At 72.4% G+C, this 19913-nt stretch carries 18 protein-coding genes; 9 read left to right on the top strand and 9 right to left on the bottom strand.

The window, feature by feature from the left end:
- The first annotated feature begins 12 nt into the window (after positions 1-12).
- Positions 13-900 carry a phosphoribosylaminoimidazolesuccinocarboxamide synthase gene (locus AB0G01_RS31010; RefSeq protein WP_360952900.1) on the top strand — a complete coding sequence of 296 codons (888 nt, stop codon included), beginning with the start codon at positions 13-15 and terminating at the stop codon, positions 898-900.
- Between the two features lie 73 nt (positions 901-973).
- The gene (locus AB0G01_RS31005) at positions 974-1693 is read left to right on the top strand and encodes a DUF2334 domain-containing protein (protein WP_360952897.1); all 720 of its coding nucleotides are present in this window, start codon (positions 974-976) and stop codon (positions 1691-1693) included.
- Here the strand turns inward: AB0G01_RS31005 and AB0G01_RS31000 are convergent.
- Complete coding sequence (locus AB0G01_RS31000; RefSeq protein ID WP_360952894.1) at positions 1615-2226, bottom strand: MBL fold metallo-hydrolase; 612 nt, start codon at positions 2224-2226, stop codon at positions 1615-1617. The two genes, AB0G01_RS31005 and AB0G01_RS31000, sit on opposite strands and share 79 nt — an antisense overlap.
- Positions 2227-2310: 84 nt before the next feature.
- Positions 2311-3279 carry an NAD-dependent epimerase/dehydratase family protein gene (locus AB0G01_RS30995; protein WP_360952891.1) on the bottom strand — a complete coding sequence of 323 codons (969 nt, stop codon included), beginning with the start codon at positions 3277-3279 and terminating at the stop codon, positions 2311-2313.
- 167 nt (positions 3280-3446) lie between these two features.
- Here AB0G01_RS30995 and AB0G01_RS30990 point away from each other — a divergent pair, with 167 nt between their 5' ends.
- From AB0G01_RS30990 to purL, 4 genes are all read left to right on the top strand, one after another.
- A complete protein-coding gene (locus AB0G01_RS30990; protein WP_360952888.1) occupies positions 3447-3980 on the top strand; it encodes a hypothetical protein in 534 nt (177 codons plus the stop codon).
- A gap of 227 nt (positions 3981-4207) precedes the next feature.
- A complete protein-coding gene (purS, locus tag AB0G01_RS30985; RefSeq protein WP_360727202.1) occupies positions 4208-4447 on the top strand; it encodes a phosphoribosylformylglycinamidine synthase subunit PurS in 240 nt (79 codons plus the stop codon).
- Positions 4444-5115 (top strand): phosphoribosylformylglycinamidine synthase subunit PurQ, encoded by a 672-nt coding sequence (gene purQ / locus AB0G01_RS30980; RefSeq protein WP_360952885.1) that lies wholly within the window; start codon positions 4444-4446, stop codon positions 5113-5115. Before purS ends, purQ begins: the two co-directional genes overlap by 4 nt.
- On the top strand, positions 5112-7373 hold the full coding sequence (gene purL, locus AB0G01_RS30975; protein ID WP_360952882.1) for a phosphoribosylformylglycinamidine synthase subunit PurL: 2262 nt from the start codon (positions 5112-5114) through the stop codon (positions 7371-7373). The genes purQ and purL overlap by 4 nt, the downstream gene beginning before the upstream one ends.
- Positions 7374-7476: 103 nt before the next feature.
- On the opposite strand, the gene AB0G01_RS30970 is transcribed toward purL, so the two are convergent.
- The 3 genes from AB0G01_RS30970 to AB0G01_RS30960 all read right to left on the bottom strand — a co-directional run bounded on the left by AB0G01_RS30970 (position 7477) and on the right by AB0G01_RS30960 (position 10011).
- Positions 7477-8286, bottom strand: coding sequence for a lysozyme (locus AB0G01_RS30970; RefSeq protein WP_360952879.1), 810 nt, complete (start codon positions 8284-8286; stop codon positions 7477-7479).
- 2 nt (positions 8287-8288) lie between these two features.
- Positions 8289-9086 carry a lysozyme gene (locus AB0G01_RS30965; protein ID WP_360952876.1) on the bottom strand — a complete coding sequence of 266 codons (798 nt, stop codon included), beginning with the start codon at positions 9084-9086 and terminating at the stop codon, positions 8289-8291.
- Positions 9087-9165: 79 nt separating this feature from the next.
- Positions 9166-10011: an aldo/keto reductase gene (locus AB0G01_RS30960; protein WP_360952873.1), complete on the bottom strand. Its 846-nt coding sequence runs from the start codon at positions 10009-10011 to the stop codon at positions 9166-9168.
- A gap of 308 nt (positions 10012-10319) precedes the next feature.
- On the opposite strand from AB0G01_RS30960, the gene AB0G01_RS30955 reads away from it, so the two are divergent.
- Positions 10320-10526 (top strand): DUF397 domain-containing protein, encoded by a 207-nt coding sequence (locus AB0G01_RS30955; RefSeq protein WP_360952870.1) that lies wholly within the window; start codon positions 10320-10322, stop codon positions 10524-10526.
- On the opposite strand, the gene AB0G01_RS30950 is transcribed toward AB0G01_RS30955, so the two are convergent.
- Both AB0G01_RS30950 and AB0G01_RS30945 read right to left on the bottom strand, forming a co-directional pair.
- On the bottom strand, positions 10523-11479 hold the full coding sequence (locus AB0G01_RS30950) for a pentapeptide repeat-containing protein (protein ID WP_360952867.1): 957 nt from the start codon (positions 11477-11479) through the stop codon (positions 10523-10525). The two genes, AB0G01_RS30955 and AB0G01_RS30950, sit on opposite strands and share 4 nt — an antisense overlap.
- A 5-nt stretch (positions 11480-11484) precedes the next feature.
- The gene (locus tag AB0G01_RS30945) at positions 11485-12624 is read right to left on the bottom strand and encodes a pentapeptide repeat-containing protein (RefSeq protein ID WP_360952864.1); all 1140 of its coding nucleotides are present in this window, start codon (positions 12622-12624) and stop codon (positions 11485-11487) included.
- 134 nt (positions 12625-12758) lie between these two features.
- On the opposite strand from AB0G01_RS30945, the gene AB0G01_RS30940 reads away from it, so the two are divergent.
- Positions 12759-13580: an SAM-dependent methyltransferase gene (locus AB0G01_RS30940; protein WP_360952861.1), complete on the top strand. Its 822-nt coding sequence runs from the start codon at positions 12759-12761 to the stop codon at positions 13578-13580.
- A 90-nt stretch (positions 13581-13670) separates the two neighbouring features.
- A complete protein-coding gene (locus tag AB0G01_RS30935) occupies positions 13671-15830 on the top strand; it encodes an EAL domain-containing protein (RefSeq protein WP_360952858.1) in 2160 nt (719 codons plus the stop codon).
- Positions 15831-15854: 24 nt separating this feature from the next.
- On the opposite strand, the gene AB0G01_RS30930 is transcribed toward AB0G01_RS30935, so the two are convergent.
- A complete protein-coding gene (locus tag AB0G01_RS30930) occupies positions 15855-17105 on the bottom strand; it encodes an alcohol dehydrogenase catalytic domain-containing protein (RefSeq protein ID WP_360952855.1) in 1251 nt (416 codons plus the stop codon).
- Between the two features lie 65 nt (positions 17106-17170).
- Positions 17171-19786 carry a glycoside hydrolase family 2 TIM barrel-domain containing protein gene (locus tag AB0G01_RS30925; protein WP_360952852.1) on the bottom strand — a complete coding sequence of 872 codons (2616 nt, stop codon included), beginning with the start codon at positions 19784-19786 and terminating at the stop codon, positions 17171-17173.
- Positions 19787-19913: the final 127 nt, after the last annotated feature.

Raw genomic sequence — 19913 nt, 5'->3', positions numbered from 1 at the left:
AGGCTGCGGGCCGTGTCGAAGCTTGCTGACTACCGCCCCGTCGCCGCCGGCAAAGTCCGCCACCTCTACGAGGTGGACTCGGAGCTGCTGCTGCTCGTGGCGACGGACCGGATCTCCGCGTTCGACCACGTGCTGTCCTCGGAGATCCCCGACAAGGGGCGCGTGCTCACCGCGATGAGCGTGTTCTGGTTCGAGAAGTTCGCGGACCTGGTGCCCCACCACCTCGTGGCCTGGGACGACCCCCGGATTCCGGATTCGGTGCGCGGGCGGGCGCTGCTCGTGCGCAAGCTCGACATGGTGCCGGTGGAGTGCGTCGCCCGGGGTTACCTGACCGGGTCGGGGATGGCCGAGTACCGGGTGTCGGGCACGGCCTGCGGCATCGCGCTGCCGGCCGGGCTGGTCGAGGCGTCGGAGCTGGCGGAGCCGATCTTCACGCCCGCGACCAAGGCGGAGCTCGGCTCGCACGACGAGAACGTGTCCTTCGAGCACGTCGCCGGCGAGGTCGGCGCGGAGCTCGCCGAGCGGCTGCGGGACGCGACCCTGACCGTCTACTCGGCGGCCCGGGAGTACGCGCGGTCACGCGGTGTGATCCTGGCCGACACCAAGTTCGAGTTCGGCCTGGACGGGTCGGGCGCGCTCGTGCTGGGCGACGAGGTGCTCACGCCGGACTCGTCGCGCTACTGGCCGGCCGACGGGTACGAGCCCGGCCGGGTGCAGCCCGCGTTCGACAAGCAGTTCGTGCGGGACTGGCTGACCTCGCCCGCCTCCGGGTGGGACCGGGCGTCGGACACCCCGCCGCCGGCGCTGCCGGACGACGTGGTGGCGGCGACCCGCGCCCGGTACGTCGAGGCGTACGAGCGGATCACCGGGCTGTCGTTCGCGGACTGGATCGGCGGGTAAGTTCGCGCGCCCGGTCACCGCACGTCACCTGGTCGTCAGGCCGCCGACACACCGGTGCGGCGCACTGGGGGGCATGGTCGCGACCCTCGTGGTTTCGCTGTCCGGCATCGGCCCGAGCACGCTGGCCCGGTGCGCCGACCTGACCGGGGAGCTCGACCGGCGCTCGGTGCCGGTGTCGCTGCTCCTCGCCCCGCGCAAGGTCGGGGCGGGGGAGGCGCTGGACTGGGTGCGCGACCGCGTGCGCGGCCGGGACGCGCTGGTCCTGCACGGCTTCGACCACAGCGCGGACCCGTGCCACCGGGCGGTGTCGCTGCGCCGGCGGGCCGAGTTCTCCGCGCTGCCCGCGCACGAGGCCGGGTTGCGGCTGGTCGCGGCGCGAGCTGCGGCGCACCGGCTCGGGTTGGCCACGGACCTGTTCGCGCCGCCGGGGTGGCTCGCGTCGCCCGGCACGGTGGTCGCGCTGCGCCGGCACCGGTTCGCGGTGTGCGCGGACCTGGTCGGCGTGCGCGACCTGCGCACCGGGGACGTGCGGGCCGGCCGGGTGCGGATGGTCGGCGAGCACCGGGGCCACCTGCTCGCCGTGGGCCGGGCGGCCCGGCGCGGCGGGTTCGTGCGGATCGGCGTGGACGCGGCCGACCTGGCCCGGCCCGGGGTCCGCGACGTGCTGCTGGAGTCCGTCGAGCTGGCCCTGGGCCACGGGGCCGAGGCGGCGACCTACAGCTCCACCGACTCGCCGCGCGGCAGCACCCGGAACTCCGTGCCCTCGGGTGCCGTGCCGGCCAGCACGCGGTAGTACAGGTCCGTCCGGGCCAGGATCGCCTCGTGGATCGGCACCGCGACGCGCGGACCGACGGCGGCCAGGAAGTCCGCCGCCTCGGACAGCTTCATCCACGGCCCGGCGGTGGGCGCGGCCAGCACGTCCACCCGCTGCGCGGGCACGGTCAGCGAGTCGCCCGGGTGGTAGAACGCGCCGTGGTCGACCAGGTAGCCGACGTTCACCGGCACCTCGACCGCCGGGTGGATCTGCTCGTGCGGCGCGTCGACGACGTGCACGGACGCACCCGCGACGGTGAGCACGTCGCCGGGCCGGGCGGGGGTCGCGCCCTCCAGCTCCTCGGCCGAGTACAGCCGGGCGTCGGGGTTGCCGGCGAGCAGGTCGGGCAGGCGCGCGGTGTCCAGGTGGTCCGGGTGGTGGTGCGTGATCAGCACCGCGTCCAGGCCGGTGACCTGCTCGAACCCGGTCGACCAGGTGCCCGGGTCGAACAGCAGCCGGGCCGTGCCGGTGTCCACGAGCACGCACGAGTGGCCGAAGTGGACGAGTCGCATTCGTTTCCCCTTTGTCGCGTTTTCCGGAGTCTGCACCCGGTCGACCGCCCGGCCCGGGGTGTCCGGGTCTCCTCGCCGCGCGACTCAGCCCAGTGCCGCGAGCAGCGACTCCTCGACCTCGCGGGAGATGCCCGCCCGGCGCTGCCGGTCCTGGCCGAGGGCGCGCTCGTACGCCAGCGAGTCGCGCGCGGTCTCGGACGTCGGGCGCACCCGCAGGCCCGCCGCCAGCGCGGGACGCGCGTCGCGGAGCATCAGGGCCCGGTGCGAGTCCGGCAGCCACAGCGGGAAGCTGCGCGGGCCGGACCACGGCGTGATCTCGTGCGACCGGAGGACGGCCTCCGGGATGCGCACCAGCTCGGTGCCCTGCGGCGCGACCGCGCCCGCGACCTCGCCGAGCACCAGGCTCAGCGGGTCGGCCGGGCCGATGGCGTCGAACGTGCCGCCGGTGCGGTTCTCCGCGCTGTCCACGATCCAGGCGGCCAGGTCGCGCACGTCGACGTGCTGCGTCGCCTGGTCCGACACGTCCGGCACGGCCACCCGCCCGCCCTGCGCGAGCCGGTTGACCCAGTACCCGAACCGGTCGCTCTTGTCGCCGGGACCGGTGATCAGGCCGGCGCGGACGATGAACGCGCCGTCGTGCGCTTCCCGGACCGCGTTCTCACTGGCCACCTTCACCGAGCCGTACCGGTCGGGTGTGCTCTCGGCGGTCGGGTCGTCTTCGAGGGGCGGGAGCGTCCGCGTGCCGCCGGGGGTGGCGTGGTCGGCGTAGACCGAGCAGCTTGAGATGAACGTCCAGTGCCCGGCGTCGAGGGTGCGCAGCGCGTCCCGGACCCAGGAGACGGCCATCGTGGCGAGGTCGACCACCGCGTCGAAGGACTGGCCGACCAGCGGCCCGAGCCCCTCGTTCCGGTCGACGAGCACGTGCGCCGCGCCGTCGGGTACCTGTCCGGACTCGCCGCGCGCCGCGCACACCACGTCGTGACCCCGCCGCACCGCCTCGGCGGCGATCGCCTTGCCGAGGAACACCGTCCCGCCCAGCACCAGGATCCGCATGATCCCCACCCTGGGCGCGATCGCCGCCGCCCGCCAGCCGGTACGCCGACAGCGAACGTCCCGCGCAGGATTGCGGTCGGGGTGCCAGGTGGCGAGGAATACCGAACACACGTTCGAGTGATGTCCGTCCATGCGGGACGTCCGGGTGCCGATGCGCGGACGTGACCGTGCACGCGTTCGTAGACGAATCCCGCCGCAACGACACCTACCTGCTGGCGGTGGCGATCGTCCAACCGAAAGACCTCTCCCGGCTGCGCAAACACCTGCGCGGCCTCCTCTTCCCGGGCCAGCGCGAATTGCACTTCCGGCGGGAGAAGCCCACCCGGCGGAAGTTCCTCCTCGCGCGGTTGATCGAGTCGGGTGTCCGGGTCGACATCTACCGGGCGGACTGCCGGGAGGACGAGGAACGGGCGCGGCAGACCTGTCTGGCGCGGCTCGTGGACGACCTGCTCGACGTGCGCGCCGGCCGGCTCGTCCTGGACAGCCGTGATGCGCGGAACAAGCACGACCTGCGGACCATCCGCGACGCGTTGGGCAAGCAGGCCGTCGAGACGTCCCTCGTCTACGAGCACGTCGACAGCGTCGCGGAGCCGCTGCTGTGGATTCCGGACCTGGTGGTCGGGTGCCACGGAGTCGGTGGTGACTGGGCCCGTCGCGCCGGGCCCGCGATCGGTTCGATCATCCGGCTCGATTTGCCGTAGAAAGCGCGAAGCACGGCCGACGTCCGTCCGGACGTGGACCGTGCTCACTTCCTCGGCTTACGGGCCGAAGCTGGGTGAAGATTAGCAGAAGTGCGTGCGGTACCGCGCTTCCCGATCGGGTGATCGCAGGTGACCGTGTGCCCCCGACCACCTGCGAAGTCGATGAACACCCAGCTCAGGTAGGCTTTGCCAGTACCGCCAGTCCTCCTAGCTTGGAGCAGCCTGTCGTGGCCCGAGTCGTCGTCGACGTCATGCCGAAACCCGAAATCCTCGACCCGCAAGGACAGGCGGTGGCCAACGCGCTGCCCCGTCTGGGTTTCGACGGAATCACCACTGTCCGCCAGGGCAAGCACTTCGAGCTGGAGGTCGCCGACGACGTCGACGACGCCGCTCTCGCCAAGATCGCCGAGACCTTCCTCGCCAACCCGGTGATCGAGGACTTCGTCGTCAGGCGGCTCGACGCATGAGGGTCGGGGTCATCACGTTCCCCGGCACGCTGGACGACGTCGACGCCGCCCGTGCCGTCAAGTACGCCGACGGCGAGGCCGTACCGCTCTGGCACGCCGACCACGACCTGAAGGGCGTCGACGCGGTCGTCGTGCCCGGTGGGTTCTCCTACGGCGACTACCTGCGGTGCGGTGCCATCGCCCGGTTCGCGCCCGTGATGCAGGAAGTGGTCGAGGCCGCCCGCAAGGGCATGCCGGTCCTCGGCATCTGCAACGGGTTCCAGATCCTGTGCGAGGCCCACCTCCTGCCGGGCGCGCTCACCCGCAACGACAAGCTGCACTTCGTGTGCCGCGACCAGTGGCTGCGGGTCGAGAACAACGAGACCGCGTGGACCTCGCGCTACGACCGGGGTGCCGAGATCCTGGTTCCGCTGAAGTCCGGCGAGGGCGGCTACCAGGCCGACGAGAACACCCTCCGCGAGCTGGAGGACGAGGGCCGCGTGGTGTTCCGCTACGTCGGCGACAACCCCAACGGGTCGCGCAACGGCATCGCGGGCATCTCCAGCCCGAACGGCCGGGTCGTCGGCCTGATGCCGCACCCCGAGCACGCGATCGACGCCCTCACCGGCCCGACGGACGACGGCCTCGGCCTGTTCCTGTCCCTGCTCGACGCGGTGGTGAGCGCATGACCCCGGACACGGTCGAGAACGCCCAGGCGACGCCCGAGCAGGACCAGCCCTACAAGGAGCTGGGCCTCAAGGACGACGAGTACACCCGCATCCGCGAGATCCTCGGCCGTCGGCCGACGGACGCCGAGCTGGCGATGTACTCGGTGATGTGGAGCGAGCACTGCTCCTACAAGTCGTCCAAGGTGCACCTCAAGTACTTCAGCGACACCACCACCGACGAGATGCGCGCCAAGATGCTCGCGGGCATCGGCGAGAACGCCGGCGTGGTGGACATCGGCGACGGCTGGGCGATCACGTTCAAGGCCGAGTCGCACAACCACCCGTCCTACGTCGAGCCGTACCAGGGCGCGGCGACGGGTGTCGGCGGCATCGTGCGGGACATCCTGGCGATGGGCGCGCGCCCGCTGGCCGTGATGGACCCGCTGCGGTTCGGGCCGGCCGACGCGCCGGACACCCGGCGGGTGCTGCCCGGGATCGTGGCCGGCGTCGGTGGCTACGGCAACTGCCTGGGCCTGCCGAACATCGGCGGCGAGGTCGTCTTCGACGCCACCTACGCGGGCAACCCGCTGGTGAACGCCCTGTGCGTGGGTGCGATGCGGGTCGAGGACCTGCACCTGGCGCACGCGTCGGGCACCGGCAACAAGATCATCCTGTACGGCGCGCGCACCGGCCTGGACGGCATCGGCGGCGTGAGCGTGCTGGCCAGCGAGACGTTCGACGACACGGCCGGCAAGCGCAAGAAGCTGCCGAGCGTGCAGGTCGGCGACCCGTTCACGGAGAAGGTGCTGATCGAGTGCTCGCTGGAGCTGTTCCGCGAACGCCTCGTGGTCGGCATCCAGGACCTCGGCGGCGCGGGCCTGTCCTGCGCCACCAGCGAGCTCGCCTCCGCCGGTGACGGCGGGATGCGCGTGCACCTGGAGCGGGTCCCGCTGCGCGCCACCGGCATGACGCCGGCCGAGGTGCTGTCCAGCGAGTCGCAGGAGCGCATGTGCGCGGTCGTGCGGCCGGAGGACGTGGACGCGTTCATGGCGGTCTGCGCCAGGTGGGACGTGATCGCCACCGAGATCGGCGAGGTCACCGAGGGCGACCGGCTGGTGATCACCTGGGACGACGAGGTCGTGGTGGACGTCCCGCCGCGCACCGTCGCGCACGAGGGTCCGGTCTACCACCGGCCGATCGAGCGCCCGGCGGACCAGGACGAGCTGGTCGCGAACACCCCGGACGCGCTGCCCAGGCCCGCGAAGGACGACCTGCTGGCCCTGGTGAAGACCATGGCCGCGTCGCCCAACCTGGCGTCCCGGCGGTGGGTCACCCAGCAGTACGACCGGTACGTGCGCGGCGGCACGGTGCTCGCGCAGCCGTCGGACTCGGGCATGATCCGGATCGACGAGGACACCCACCGGGGCGTGGCGCTGTCCACGGACTGCAACGGCCGCTACACCAGGCTCGACCCGTACGCGGGCGCGCAGCTCGCGCTGGCCGAGGCGTACCGGAACGTGGCGACGAGCGGCGCGACGCCGGTCGCGGTCACCAACTGCCTGAACTTCGGCTCGCCCGAGGACCCGGGCGTGATGTGGCAGTTCGAGCGGGCCGTGAAGGGCCTCGCGGACGGCTGCGTCGAGCTGGGCATCCCGGTGACCGGCGGCAACGTCTCGTTCTACAACCAGACCGGCGCGACGGCGATCCTGCCGACGCCGGTGGTGGGCGTGCTCGGCGTCATCGACGACGTCCGCCGCCGCATCCCGACCGGGGTGGGCGCGGAGGCCGGCGAGACGCTCCTCCTGCTCGGCGAGACGCGCGCGGAGTTCGGCGGCTCGGAGTGGGCGCACGTCGTGCACGGCCACCTGGGCGGCGTGCCGCCGAAGGTGGACCTGGCGCGGGAGAAGCTGCTCGGCGAGGTGCTCGTGGCCGGGTCGCGGGACGGCATGCTGTCCGCCGCGCACGACCTGGCCGAGGGCGGCCTGGCGCAGGCGCTGGTGGAGACCTGCCTGATCGGCGAGACCGGTGCGCGGGTGTTCCTGGAGGGCGACCTGTTCACCGAGCTGTTCAGCGAGTCCGCGGGCCGGGTGCTGGTCGCCGTGCCGCGCACGGAAGAGCTGCGGTTCACCGACATGTGCACGGCGCGCGGTCTGCCGTGGCGCAAGGTCGGCGTGGTGGACCCGGAGTCGCACGCGCTGGAGTTCCAGGAGCTCGGGCAGCTCGACCTGGCCGAGCTGCGCGCGGCCTGGGAGGGCACCCTCCCGGCCCTGTTCGACTGACGCGGAGCGGGTGGTCGGGGAGCGCGGAGTGCTCCCCGACCACCCCTTCCTCGCGCGGGCGGAAGCCCCGGAACCCGTGCCGGTCCACCCCGCCAGTGCCCGTCTAACCGTTCGCCAGCGCCTGGAGCCGGTCGTAGGCCCCGTTGAACTGGTTCTGGTCGAGCGGTGACGACGTGTACTGCCAGAACGTGTGGTAGCCCCACGCGTGGGGCAGGGCACCGACACCGGACGCGTAACGCGCCACCCACAACGGGCTGGTGGCGCTGAAGTCCCCGGCGGCGCACTGGTTCCACCAGTTCGCGGACGTGTAGACGACCGGGTGGCGGCCGGTCCGGGCGTGGTAGCGGTCGTGGAACGCGGCCACCCACGCCACCATCGACTCCTTCGACAGGCCGTAGCAGATCGACCCGTACGGGTTGTACTCCATGTCGAGCGCGCCGGGCAGGGTCTTGCCGTCCCCCGACCAGCCACCGCCGTGGTCGACGAAGAAGTCGGCCTGGGCGGTGCCGGAGGACTGGTCGGGCAGCGCGAAGTGGTACGCGCCGCGGATCATGCCGACGTGGTAGGAGCCGTCGTACTGCTGGGTGAAGTGCGGGTTCCGGTAGGTCGTGCTCTCGGTCGCCTTCACGTACGCGAACCGCTTGCCCTGCCCCCACCAGTGCCACCAGTCGACGTCGCCCTGGTGGCTGCTGACGTCGATGCCCTCGACCACGGCGCGGGTGGACCGGGCGGGGTCGAGGACGACCCGCCGGTCGCCGCCCTCGTGCGCGGCGATCTGCGACCCCATCGCGTGGTCGCCGACGCGCGCGGGGACGGCGGCGGTGGTGGGCGTGGCGGTGATCAGGGCACAGGCGGCGAGGGCGGTCGCGCGGCCCAGGAGGGCCCGCCACCGGGCACCGGCGCGGGGTGGCACGGCTACCCCAGCGCTATCTGGAGCAACTGGTTCGCGTTGCCGTTGAAGAGGTTCTGGTCCCCGGGGAACAGGCCGGCGGCCTGCCACTGCCAGATCGTCTCGTAGTCCCACCCGTTCGGCAGCGCGCCGAGCTGGTCGGCGTAGTGCGCGACCCACAGCGGGTTGGTCGCGCCGAACGTCGCCGACCAGCCGACGCAGCGGTTCCACCAGCTAGTGGAGGTGTAGATGGTCGGGTAGCGCCCGGTCCGCTCGCGGACGCGGTCGCTGAACGCCCGCACCCAGCCGCCCATCGCCTCCTGGCTCAACCCGTAGCAGGTGTCGCCGTAGGGGTTGTACTCCAGGTCCAACGCGCCGGGCAGGGTCTTGCCGTCCCCCGACCAGCCCCCGCCGCTGTTGACGAAGAACTCGGCCTGCTCCCACCCGCCGGACCGGTCGGGCAGGGCGAAGTGGTACGCGCCTCGGATCATGCCGACGTGGTAGGAGCCGTCGTACTGCTGGATGAAGTGCGGGTTGCGGTACCCGGTGCCCTCGCTGGCTTTCACGTACGCGAACCGCGCGCCGTCGGCCCAGGCGCGCCCCCAGTCCACGTCGCCCTGGTGGCTGCTCACGTCCATGCCCGGCACGCGGCCGTCGGGCAGGCGCGCCGCGCGGGTGCCGGTCGTCCCCTCGTGTTTCGCGATCTGCGATCCGGCGTAGTGGTCCGCGGAGCCCTCGGGCAGCGCGTGCGCCACCGGAGCGATCGCCAGCGTGATCGCCACCGCGCCGAGTTGTGCGGTCAAGGTGCGGAGTCGATGGGTCATCGACGCCCCCAATGAGCCTAGGCGGTTGATGCGTCCGGCCTAGATCTTCGGGCTTTTCGTCAGGTTCCGCATCCGCGTGTCACCCGTCCAGCCGCTTGAGCTCCTCGTCGGACAGCTCCAGGTGCACCGCCGCGGCCGAGTCGCGGATGCTGTCCGGGCGCGACGAGCCGGGGATCGGCACCACCGCCGGCGACTTCGCCAGCAGCCACGCCAGGCACACCTGCTGGGGGCTGACGTCGTGCGCGCGCCCCACTTCCCCGAACACCGCGAACCGCGACCCGAGCTCGCCGGCGGCGCTGATCCCGCCCAGCGGGCTCCACGGCAGGAACGCGATGCCGCGCTGCGCGCACAGCTCCAGCTCCGACTCGGACGACCGGTACGCCGGCGAGAACTGGTTCTGCACCGACGCCAGCCGCCCGCCCAGCACCTCGTCCGCCTCGCGGATCTGCGCGGGGTCGAAGTTGGACACGCCCGCGAGTCGGATCTTGCCCTCGTCCAGGAGGTCGGCGAGCGCGCCGACGGACTCGGCGATCGGCACCTGCGGGTCGGGCCGGTGGAACTGGTAGAGGTCGATCGCGTCCACCCCGAGCCGGCGCAGCGACGCTTCGCACGCCGACTTCAGGTACTCGGGCCGCCCGTCCAGCCCCCACCCGCCGCCGGCGGTGCGGGTGTGCCCGCCCTTGGTGGCGATCAGGACGCCGTCGACGCCTTTCAGGGCGTCCGCGATCAACGTCTCGTTGTGCCCGAAGTCGTGCTCGTCGGCCGAGTACGCGTCGGCCGTGTCGATCAGCGTCACCCCGGCCTCGACGGCGGCCCGGACGGTGGCGAGGGCCCGTTCGCGCGGCGGCCGGCCCTCCACGGACATCGGCATGCCGCCCAGGCCGATGGCGCTGACCCGCACGTCCCCGATCCGGCGCTGCTGCATGGTGCCCACCTCTCGTCTGGATGCGCCCACCAGCCTGCGCCAGGGGCGGCGGGCTGTCCATCAGAAGGCGGCACGGCGGTGGGCCGGTCGGTGTGGTCAGGCGGGCGACCGGCGCAGTTGCCCGAGCGCTTCGCCGGCCCGGTTCGATGCCGGGGCGGAGCGCGCGGGTGGTCGGCACACCGTGCTGTGGCCGGTGGGGTGAGTGGCGGATCTCTGCCTTAGTTCACCGGATCGGGTGGTCTCAGCACCGATCGTTCTTACGACACACTCCGGACCAGGCGTTGGGCGTGGCGACGCGTCCGCGAGGGATGGGAGCCGCGATCATGGGTGCCGAGGCGTTCGAGGGCTTGCGGTGGCACAAGAGCAGCCGTTCCAACGCCGGCGGTGGTGCGCAGTGCGTCGAACTCGCCCGCCTGGCCACGGGAACGGCCGTGCGGGACGGCAAGCAGCGCGGTGGTGCGGTGCTGGTGTTCCCGACCCGGGCGTTCCGCGCGTTCCTGGCGGGCGTGCGCTAGTCGTCCCGCCCCACCAGCCGGGCTTCCGCGAGCCCGGTCAACGGCCAGCCCGCCGGGTCCTCCTTCACCCGCGCGCCCGGCCGCACGGTCAGCGACCCCACCACCGTCGGCGGCGTGGGTGGCAGGTGGACGAACAGGTCCACCTCGGCCTCCCGGACGTCCACCTCCCCGGCGAATGCCGTGTCCTGCAACGACAACCCGCCCAGGAAGTGCGCCCGCTGGAAGTCGACGCGGCCGAGGAACGTGCCGCCGGAGAACAGCGCCGGCTTGGCGAACCGCACCTCGCGGAACGCGGTGATCCCGTGGAAGCGGGTGCGCCGCGCGGTCAGCCGGCCGACCCGCCGGCCCTCCAGCCGCAGGTACTCGACGTTCGCGCCGGTCAGGTCCAGGTGGTAGAGCGTGGGATCGGTGTCCTGACCCCACGGCAGCAGGTCGGTGATCAGCCGCTGCGCGGTCAGCCGGACGGTGCGCTCCCGGTCCTCCTCGGGCGTGGGCAGCTCCACGTCCCCGCCCGCCCGGTGGAACGCCTGGTCGGGGTCCTCCGGGCGCACGACGAACGCCGGGTGGGCGAACGGCCGCCTCAGGTACGCGCACAGCACGTCCAGCACGGTCTGCTTGTACCTCGGCGCGGCCCGCGCCAGCCCGGCCAGCGCGTGCATCGCGCCCACCCGCACCTGGTCGGCCTCGTTGCCCAGCATCTCCACGGCCCGCGCGAACCGCTCGTCGGCGACCTTGTCGCTCTCCAGCTCGTGCCGCGCCTCCTCGGTGCGCCGCCGCCGGTCGTTGAGCCACAGCGCGTACAGCGCCACCACGGCACCGCCCGCGAGGCCGCCGGTCTTGATCGCCTCGGCCGCCGGCTGCTTCGGCTCGACCCGCAGCAGCACGGCCGTGGTCCCCGCCGTCACCAGGATCGCGGCCACCACGCTCGCCGCGAGCAACCACCGTCCGCGCACGCGGGTCAACTCCTCACCAGGCCGGTCGTCGCGTCCCGGGGGTCGACCACCCAGCCGTCGGGGAGCGCGGTCTCGTGCGCCAGGGACACCTTCATGCCGTGCGTGCGGGCCACGGTGGACTTCGCCGGCCGCAGGTCGAGGTCGCCGTGGAACTCGGCCCCGGTGAAGTCGATCGGCTCGGCGAACTCCGCGCCCGCGAAGCTCACCCGGCCGTCGAACCGCGTGCCCGCGAACTTGTTCGGGCCGAGGAACCTCGTCCCGGAGAAGTCGGTGTTCTCGGTGTTGTGGAACCGGCTGAACCAGGCCCTCCCCCGGAACACCACGTGGTGCAGGTGGAGCCGGCCCGAGCTCCGGCCGTCGGTGAACCACGCGCCGCCGTGCACGACGGTGTGGTGGAACGAGTTCGACTCGGTCAGCCGGGCCGCGCGGATCATCAGCTCGCCGACCTGGCGGTGCGAGAGGTCGAAGTAGGTCAGGTACGCCCTGGTCAGGTCGAGGTCGTAGAGCGGCGCGTCGGCCTGGTCGTCCTTCGGCAGCAGGTCGGCGATCAGCCGTTGCGCGCTGAGCCGGACCTCCAGCTCGCGCTCGCTCTCCGGCGTCGGGTCGCCCTCGTCGTCCCGCTCCGGCTTGAACGGCCGGCGCAGGTACGCGCACAGGACGTCGAGCACGGTCTGGGTGTACTCCCCGCGCGTCCGCGCCAGGCCGGCCAGCGCGTGCATGGCCCCGACCCGGACCTGTTCGGCGTCGTGCCCGAGAAGTTCCACTGATCGGGCGAACCTCTCGTCGGCGACCCGCGAGCGGTCGTGCTCGGCCCGCGAGTCCTCCAGCTTCTGCCGCGCCGTCTCGATCGCCTGGCGGTCCACTTCGACCTGCTGCCGGGCCTCGTCGGTGCGCCGCCGCCGGTCGTTGAGCCACAGCGCGTAGAGCGCCACGACCGCACCACCGGCCAGGCCGCCGGTCTTGATGGCCTCGTGCTTCGGCTGGTTCGGGTCGAGGACGAACAACCACCCCGCGACCAGCAGGAACGCCCCGATGGAGCCCACCAGCGTAGGTGCGAGGAGACTCCTGGTCCGCCGCTGCTGGATCACGAACAACACCCCGGCGGCGGCGACGCCCACCGCGCCCGCGATCCACAGGTAGCCCACGAGTGGGGGATTCTTCCCGGTGAACGCGGCCGTGCGGGGCGATTCGGCGGGAGATCGGGGCGACGGTGTGCTATCTCACCGCATTGGCCCATGATGTGGGAGGCACCGCGACGGTGGAACCGGAGGAGATCGCTGTGGACAGCGTGGAGCGGCCCTCCTGGGCACCGGGGGACATCGACCTGAGCCGCCCGAGCATCGCGCGCGTCTACGACTACTGGCTGGGCGGTGCGCACAACTTCGCCGTCGACCGGGCCGTGGGCGACCGGGTCCGGGCGGGCGTGCCGATGCTGCGGACCATCGTGCTCAACCACCGGTCGTTCCTGCGCCGCGCGGTGCGCTACCTGCTCTCCCGGGGCGTCCGGCAGTTCCTCGACCTCGGGTCGGGCATCCCGACCGCGGGCAACGTGCACGAGATCGCCCAGGCCGCTGATCCGACCGCGACGGTCGTCTACGTCGACATCGACCCGGTGGCGGTCGCGCACAGCCGGGCCATCCTGACCGGCAACGAGCGGGTCGGCGTGCTCCGGGCCGACGTGCGGGACGCGTCCGCCGTGCTCGCCTCGCCCGAGGTGCGGGGCCTGCTGGACTTCGACCGGCCGATCGGCGTGCTGATGGTGGCGCTGCTGCACTTCGTGCCCGACCCGCAGGACCCACGCGGCCTCGTCGGCGCGTACCACGACGCCATCCCGGCCGGCAGCTACCTGGCGGTGTCGCACGCCGGGTACGAGCGGGGCGAGTGGGACCCGGCGTGGGACGACGCCACCAGGGAGTACAACAGCGGCGTCAGCGAGATCACCTATCGCGGCAAGCAGGAGGTCGAGCGGCTGATCGACGTGTTCGAGCTGGTCGAACCGGGTGTCGCGCGGCTGCCCCTGTGGCACCCCGAGTCGCCGGACGACCTGGACGAGAACGCGTCGGGCTTCCTGGGCTTCGGCGCGGTCGGGCGGAAGCCGTGACGGTGCCGTGCGCGGTGGCCGGCACCTCGGCGGTCGACCGCGCCGGGCAACCGGCCGTATCCTCTGCGTTGTGGCGGTAGGCCGGCGGACATGACGGAACAGGTTGACCATCGGGTGGCAGCACCGGGCCGATCGAACCTCGACCCCGCCGTACTGGCCGGGGCCGAGTCGTTCGCGCGGACCTGGGCCACCGCCGTGATCGGCAGCAGCTACGTCCCGATGACCCGGGCCGAGGTCGCCGAGCACCTCCAGGCGCTGACCGAGGTCCTGGTGCACGCGCTGCACGCGAGCCCGTTCCGCACCGCGCCCGGCTACGAGATCGGCGCGCGGCTGGTCGAGGCCCACTTCACCGGCACGGACACGCTGGGCCGGACCGTCCAGCTGCTCGGCGACGACCTGCTCACCGAGCTGGGCATCGCCCCGGACGAGGTGGTGCGGTCGAGGCTGGCCGCGTTGCAGGGCGCGCTGGCCGCCGGCTACGCGCGGGCGCTGCGGGAGCGGACGCTGGCCGAGCAGGAGGCGATCCGGGCGGCCGTGCTGGACGCCCGTGACCAGGCCGAAGCGGCGCTGCGGGCGTCCGAGGCGCGGTTCCGCGCGATGTTCACCGAGGCGGCCATCGGCATCGGCATCGCCGACATCGAGGGCCGCATCCTGGACGTGAACCAGGCGTTGCAGGACATGCTGGGGTTCAGCGTCGAGGAGATGCGCCAGTACAACATCCGCGACCTGATGCACCCCGAGGACGGTACGAGCGTCTGGCGGCTGTACGACCAGCTCACCGCGGGCGAGTGCGACCACTACCGGGCCGAGAAGCGGTTCCGCCGGGCGGACGGCGAGCAGGTGTGGACGCACCTGACGCTGTCGCTGGTGCGCGACGACCACGGTGATCCGCAGTACCAGGTGGCGATGATCGAGGACGTGACCGACCGGCACCTGTTGCAGAACCGCCTGCGCTACCAGGCGTTGCACGACCCGTTGACCGGCCTGCCGAACCGGGCGCTGTTCCTGGAGCGGCTGGGTCGGGTGTTCAACAACCGGGCGCGGCGGCGGGCGGGGTTGTGCTACCTGGACCTGGACGGGTTCAAGGTGATCAACGACAGCCTGGGGCACGACATCGGCGACCAGTTGCTGGTGGAGGTCGGCCGGCGGCTGGACCACTCGGTGTCGGGCGAGGGCAAGCTGGTCGCGCGGATGGGCGGCGACGAGTTCGTGATCCTGGTGGAGGGGTCGCGGGACACCCGGGACATCGTGGACGTCGCGGACCGGGTGCTGCGGGAGCTGGAGTCGCCGATCCGGATCGGCGGGCACGAGCTGACGGTGTCGGCGTCGATCGGCATCGTGGAGCGGGCGCTGTCCGGAACGACGGCGGCGGACCTGATGCGCGACGCGGACATCACGCTGTACTGGGCGAAGGCGGACGGCAAGTCGCGCTGGGCGCTGTACGACCCCGAGCGCAACGCCAAGGAGGTGGCCCGGTTCACGTTGTCGGCGACCATGCCGGCGGCGCTGGAGCGGGACGAGTTCTACGTGGACTACCAGCCGCTGGTGCGGCTGGAGGACAGCACGGTCGTGGGTGTCGAGGCGCTGGTGCGCTGGCAGCACCCGGAGTTCGGGCGGCTCGCGCCGGACCGGTTCATCGAGCTGGCCGAGGAGACCGGTTTAATCGTCCCGCTGGGGCGCTGGGTGCTGCGGCGGGCCTGTGAGCAGGGGCGGCGGTGGTTGGAGGAGTTCGGCGACTCGGCCCCGTTCGTGTCGGTGAACCTGGCGGTCCGGCAGTCCCGCGACCCGGAGCTGGTGCGGGACGTGAAGCGCATCCTGGACGAGTGCGCCCTGCCGCCGCACCACCTCCAGTTGGAGTTGACCGAGAGCGCGATCATGGGCACCGCCGACGAGCCGTTGGAGGCGCTGCGGGCGCTGTCGGACATGGGCGTGCGGATCGCGATCGACGACTTCGGCACCGGGTACTCGAACCTGGCGTACCTCAAGCACCTGCCGGTGCACGAGCTCAAGATCGCCGGGTCGTTCATGGAGGGCCTGCGGGCGGCGGACGAGGAGGACCCGGTCGACGCGCAGATCGTGTCCACGCTGGTGCAGTTGGCGCACGCGTTGCAGTTGGGCGTGACGGCGGAGGGCGTGGAGACCCCGTCCCAGGCCAAGCGCCTGCACCGGATCGGCTGCGACACCGGCCAGGGCTGGTTCTTCGCGAAGCCGATGAAGCCCGAGAGCATCGACGAGATGCTCCGCCGGTAGCCCGGGTGGTGGTCGACCTGGCCGTCAGGCCAGGTCGACCACCACCTTGACGTCGTCCGCGTGCTTGTCGAAGGCCTCGGTGAACCGCTCCAGCGGCACCCGGCGGGTGATCAGGCCCGCCAGCCACGAGCGGTCGGCGCGGGCGAGGGCGTCGGCGGCGGCGCGGTAGTCGGCCAGGTCGGCGTTGACGGTGCCGACCACGGCCTTGTTGCCGAGCACGACCTCGTCGAACACGGCCGGGTCCAGCGGCACCGGGTCGTGGTCGCCGGTCAGGCCCGCCAGGACGGTCACCGACGTGCGGCGGATCGCCTCCCAGGCCAGGGGCGCGACGCCGGTGCACTCGATGGCGACGTCGGCGGACACGTCGGCGATGTCGGCGTGGTAGTGCGCGCCGAGCGCCCGGACCAGGTCCGGTTTCGGGCCGTCCGCGACGCGGTCCACGACGTGCACCTCGAACCCGCGCTGGACGCCGAGCAGCGCGGCGAGCAGCCCGATGGGTCCGGCACCGGTGACCACGGCGGACGCCGGCACGACGTGCGCGCGCCGGCACAGCGCCTCCGCCTGGGTCCACGCCTTCGCCACCACGGACGCGGGTTCGGTGAGCACCCCGAGGTCGCCCAGCGACGGGTCGAGCTTGACCGCGAACTCCGGCGGCACGCCCCACCGCTGCATCCCGTAGCCGTCGAGCTCCTTGATGCCGCGCTCGCGGTACCGCCCGTTGCGGCAGAAGTCCCACGCGCCGACCGCGCAGGCCGGGCACGGCTCGGGATCGGGCCGCCGCACCACGCCCACCACCAGGTCGCCCGGCACGAACCCGGACTCGGCGGGCGCGGCGACGACCCGTCCCAACGACTCGTGGAACGGCACGAGACCGTCCCGACCGGCGGGCGGCTCGCCGAACCCGTCGCGGAAGATCTCCACGTCCGTCCCGCAGACGCCCACGAGCAGCCCTTCGACCTGCACCTCGTCGGGTCGCTCGACCACCTCGACGTCGGCGTGGTCCAGCACGCCGACGAACGGCCCGCCCTCCCACGCCTCGTCGGACCGGTCACCGACCCGGCCGCCACCGGGGCCGTCGACCGGACCGCCCCGGGACTCGCCGCCGAGGTCGCCGCTGAGGCCGGGGTGGTCGTCGTGGTCGGGCCGCGCGCCGTCGAACGCGCGACCGCGCCGAAGGTTGTCAGATTGTTGAACAATCCTCAGGTTCACCACGCGGGCCTGGTCCGGCTTGCCCGGAACCACCAGCGCCGCCCTGCCCCGCCCCGTGTCGCCCACGAGGCGAGGCTACGTACTGAACGGCCGGCGCACGACCGGAAAGCCCCGGCACCCGAACGGAGGTCTCAGCGCACGACGCGGGAGACGTTGTGCCCGAACACCTCCACCGACGGTGTCGCGCCACCGAGGTCGGCCGCCCGGTACGCCGCCTTCAGGGTCAGCGACTCGCCGGGCCACAGCGTCACGTAGTTGTCGCTCCAGTCCGTCGGCAGCACCTCCGGCCCGCCGACCCCCTTCCGGATCGTCGCCCGGACGAAGAACGCCACCGAGGTCCCGGTGTTCCGCAGCGTCACGTCCGTCGTCCCCTCGGCCGACGACGTCGTCACCGCCACCCGCCCGGTCCGGAGCCGGTCGAGCCCCGTCAGGTCGGCGTACCCGGTCTGCGGCGTGTGGTACCAGGTCGACGCGTTGTAGTTCAGCTTGTCGGCCTTGGTGGACAACCAGTACACGTTGCGGTCCACCACGGAACCGTTGGCGTCCTTCAACAACAGCCGCACGAAGTACGTCGTGGAGAGCCCGCCGGGCTGGGGCAGCGTCCCGGCGCGCACGGAACCGTTGGCGCGCGCGGTGACCGACCGCGTCTCGTCCGCCTTCACCACGCCGTCCAGGGTGAACACCGTCGCCTGGACCTTGAGCCCCGGCACGTCGGACAGCCCGGTGTTCACCACCGCCAGCGACCGGTCGTCGTACGAGTACTGGACGTGCAACGGCCGCAGCGCGGTCTTCGCCCCGAAGTACGACCCGGCCGTGGCCAGGTAGTAGTCGTAGAGGTGCCAGTACATCTTCGGCCACGCGTCGTTGAGCATCCAGTAGACGACACCCGTCGCGGGCTTGGAAGCGTCGGAGGAGTTCCGCCCGAACGCCTCGAACTGCGCGCGGTTCGTCTCGTAGTTCGCCAGTTGCGCCTTGCGCACGAACTGCTCCGGCGACGACGGTCTGCCGTACCGGCCGTCCAACGCCGTGCCCCAGGAGGAGAACGTGTCGAACGTCGTCGACGGCGACAGGTGGTACTGGGTGGCGTTGTAGTCGGTCAGCTTCGCGATGTCCGCCGGCCGCAGGAACTTCCGGAGCTCGTCCATCTCCGGCACGGTCGGCCCCGGCCCGATCTCCGAGGCGAACCCGAACGCCCCGCCGAGCTTCTTGGTGTACCAGTAGTCCGGCGGCTCCCACCAGTACGGCCCGTCCATCTTCATCCCGGGCGCGCCGAGCTCCGGCGAGCCGATCGCCTTCGCCGACGAGATCACCGGCAGGTTCCAGTCGGCCCGCTCCAGCGCGTCCAGGTAGATCTTCTCCAACGCCGCCGGCGGCGCGGCGTCGCTGCCGATCAGGAAGCCCAGCAGCGACGGGTGGTTGCGGATGCGCCGGGCCTCGCTCTCGGCGGACTCGCCCGCGACCCGGTCGTCCTCGGCGTCGAACGACGAGTAGGACTCCCACTTGGAACAGCACTCCCAGCCGGTGAGCAGCATGATCCCGTACCGGTCGGCCAGGTCGTAGAACTCGTCGTTCTCCGGCTTGCCCTCCAACCGGATCGTGTTCACGCCCATGCTCCGCACCAGCTTGAGCTGGTCCTCGATCCTGCGGACGTCCGTGCGCAGGAACAGGTCCGACGCCCACCCGCCGCCGCGCACCAGGAACGGCTCGCCGTTCACGCTGAACCGCCGCCCGCCCTGCACCAGTTCCGAGGTCACCTCGCGCACGCCGAACGCGGTCGACGCGGTGTCCGATGTCACGCCGTCGACCTCCACGGCCAGCGACGCCGTGTAGAGCGGCTGCCCGCCCATCTGGAAGGGCCACCACACCCGAGGTCGGTCGACGTCCTGGGTGAAGGTGACGGTCCGGCTCTCCCCGGCCGCCAGCGAGATCCGCCGGCTGAACGGGGCCAGTCCGATCGTGCCGGACACGTCGGCGGTGACCGGCGCGCCGGTGTTGTTGCGCGCGTCCACCTCCACGGTCACCACGGCGGACGCCAGGCTCGGCAGCGGCAGGTCGGCGGTGGCGCGCGGGGACCGCAGCGACACCGGGCCGGTCGCGGCGAACCGCACGTGCCGGTGCAGGCCCTGGTTGAAGTCCGGCGGGAGCTGCGCCCAGTCGATGAAGTGGATGGACAGGTCCTCCCGGGGGTCCGCCGACGACGCCCGGATCGCCAGGGCGTTGTCACCGTCGCGCAGCAGCGGCGTCACGTCGAACTCGTGCGCCGGGTACGCGCCGACGACCCGGTCGGACCCGGCGACCAGGGTGCCGTTCAGCCACACCTCGCCGCGCGAGATTACGCCGCCGTCGAGCCGGAGGAACGTGTGCGAGCCCGCGCGCGGCGCGGCGGTGAACACCTTCCGGTACCACCAGGGCACGGTGAACCCGGCCCGGTCGACCTGCTTCAGGTTCTCGCCCTGATCCAGGTCGGGGTACCCGCCGCCGGCGACCAGGCCGGCCAGCACCGTGGACCGGGCCGGCACGGTCAGCCAGCCGGCGTCGGAGTACGCGGTGGTCGAGATGACCGCGCCGCCCTGCGTGGCGTGCGCGCCGGAGCGCATCCGCCAGTCGGGGACGGTGGAGACGTCACCCGGCGAGGCGGCGACGTCGAACCGCGCACCACCACCACCGGGGACTGGTTCGGCGACGGCGGCCGGCACCGCGAAGGCGAGCGCCAGGACCGCCACGAGCGGTAGTGCCCGTGAGCGCATTGCTCCTCCCAGGTGGAAAGGGCGGCGGCTCTCGGTGGAGAACGTTTCCTTCAGCGGGCGCGGCCGGCAATGCCGCCAACGAGTGACGCGGGCCCGTCGTTCGCGACGCTCCGTGCCCACCGATCCG

This window comes from Actinosynnema sp. NPDC023587 (assembly GCF_040640215.1).
Classification (GTDB): domain Bacteria; phylum Actinomycetota; class Actinomycetes; order Mycobacteriales; family Pseudonocardiaceae; genus Actinosynnema.
Note: the sequence above shows the minus strand (reverse complement) of the source record. Positions and strands in the feature narration are given on the sequence as shown.

Excerpts from the sequence above, each read along its gene's own strand:
- AB0G01_RS30995 (WP_360952891.1), bottom strand. The coding sequence starts at position 3,279 with ATGCGGATCCTGGTGCTGGGCGGGACGGTGTTCCTCGGCAAGGCGATC.
- AB0G01_RS30955 (WP_360952870.1), top strand. The coding sequence starts at position 10,320 with ATGGGAGCCGCGATCATGGGTGCCGAGGCGTTCGAGGGCTTGCGGTGG.
- purL (WP_360952882.1), top strand. The coding sequence starts at position 5,112 with ATGACCCCGGACACGGTCGAGAACGCCCAGGCGACGCCCGAGCAGGAC.
- purQ (WP_360952885.1), top strand. The coding sequence starts at position 4,444 with ATGAGGGTCGGGGTCATCACGTTCCCCGGCACGCTGGACGACGTCGAC.
- AB0G01_RS30965 (WP_360952876.1), bottom strand. The coding sequence starts at position 9,086 with ATGACCCATCGACTCCGCACCTTGACCGCACAACTCGGCGCGGTGGCG.
- AB0G01_RS30960 (WP_360952873.1), bottom strand. The coding sequence starts at position 10,011 with ATGCAGCAGCGCCGGATCGGGGACGTGCGGGTCAGCGCCATCGGCCTG.
- AB0G01_RS31005 (WP_360952897.1), top strand. The coding sequence starts at position 974 with ATGGTCGCGACCCTCGTGGTTTCGCTGTCCGGCATCGGCCCGAGCACG.
- AB0G01_RS30935 (WP_360952858.1), top strand. The coding sequence starts at position 13,671 with ATGACGGAACAGGTTGACCATCGGGTGGCAGCACCGGGCCGATCGAAC.
- AB0G01_RS30925 (WP_360952852.1), bottom strand. The coding sequence starts at position 19,786 with ATGCGCTCACGGGCACTACCGCTCGTGGCGGTCCTGGCGCTCGCCTTC.
- AB0G01_RS31000 (WP_360952894.1), bottom strand. The coding sequence starts at position 2,226 with ATGCGACTCGTCCACTTCGGCCACTCGTGCGTGCTCGTGGACACCGGC.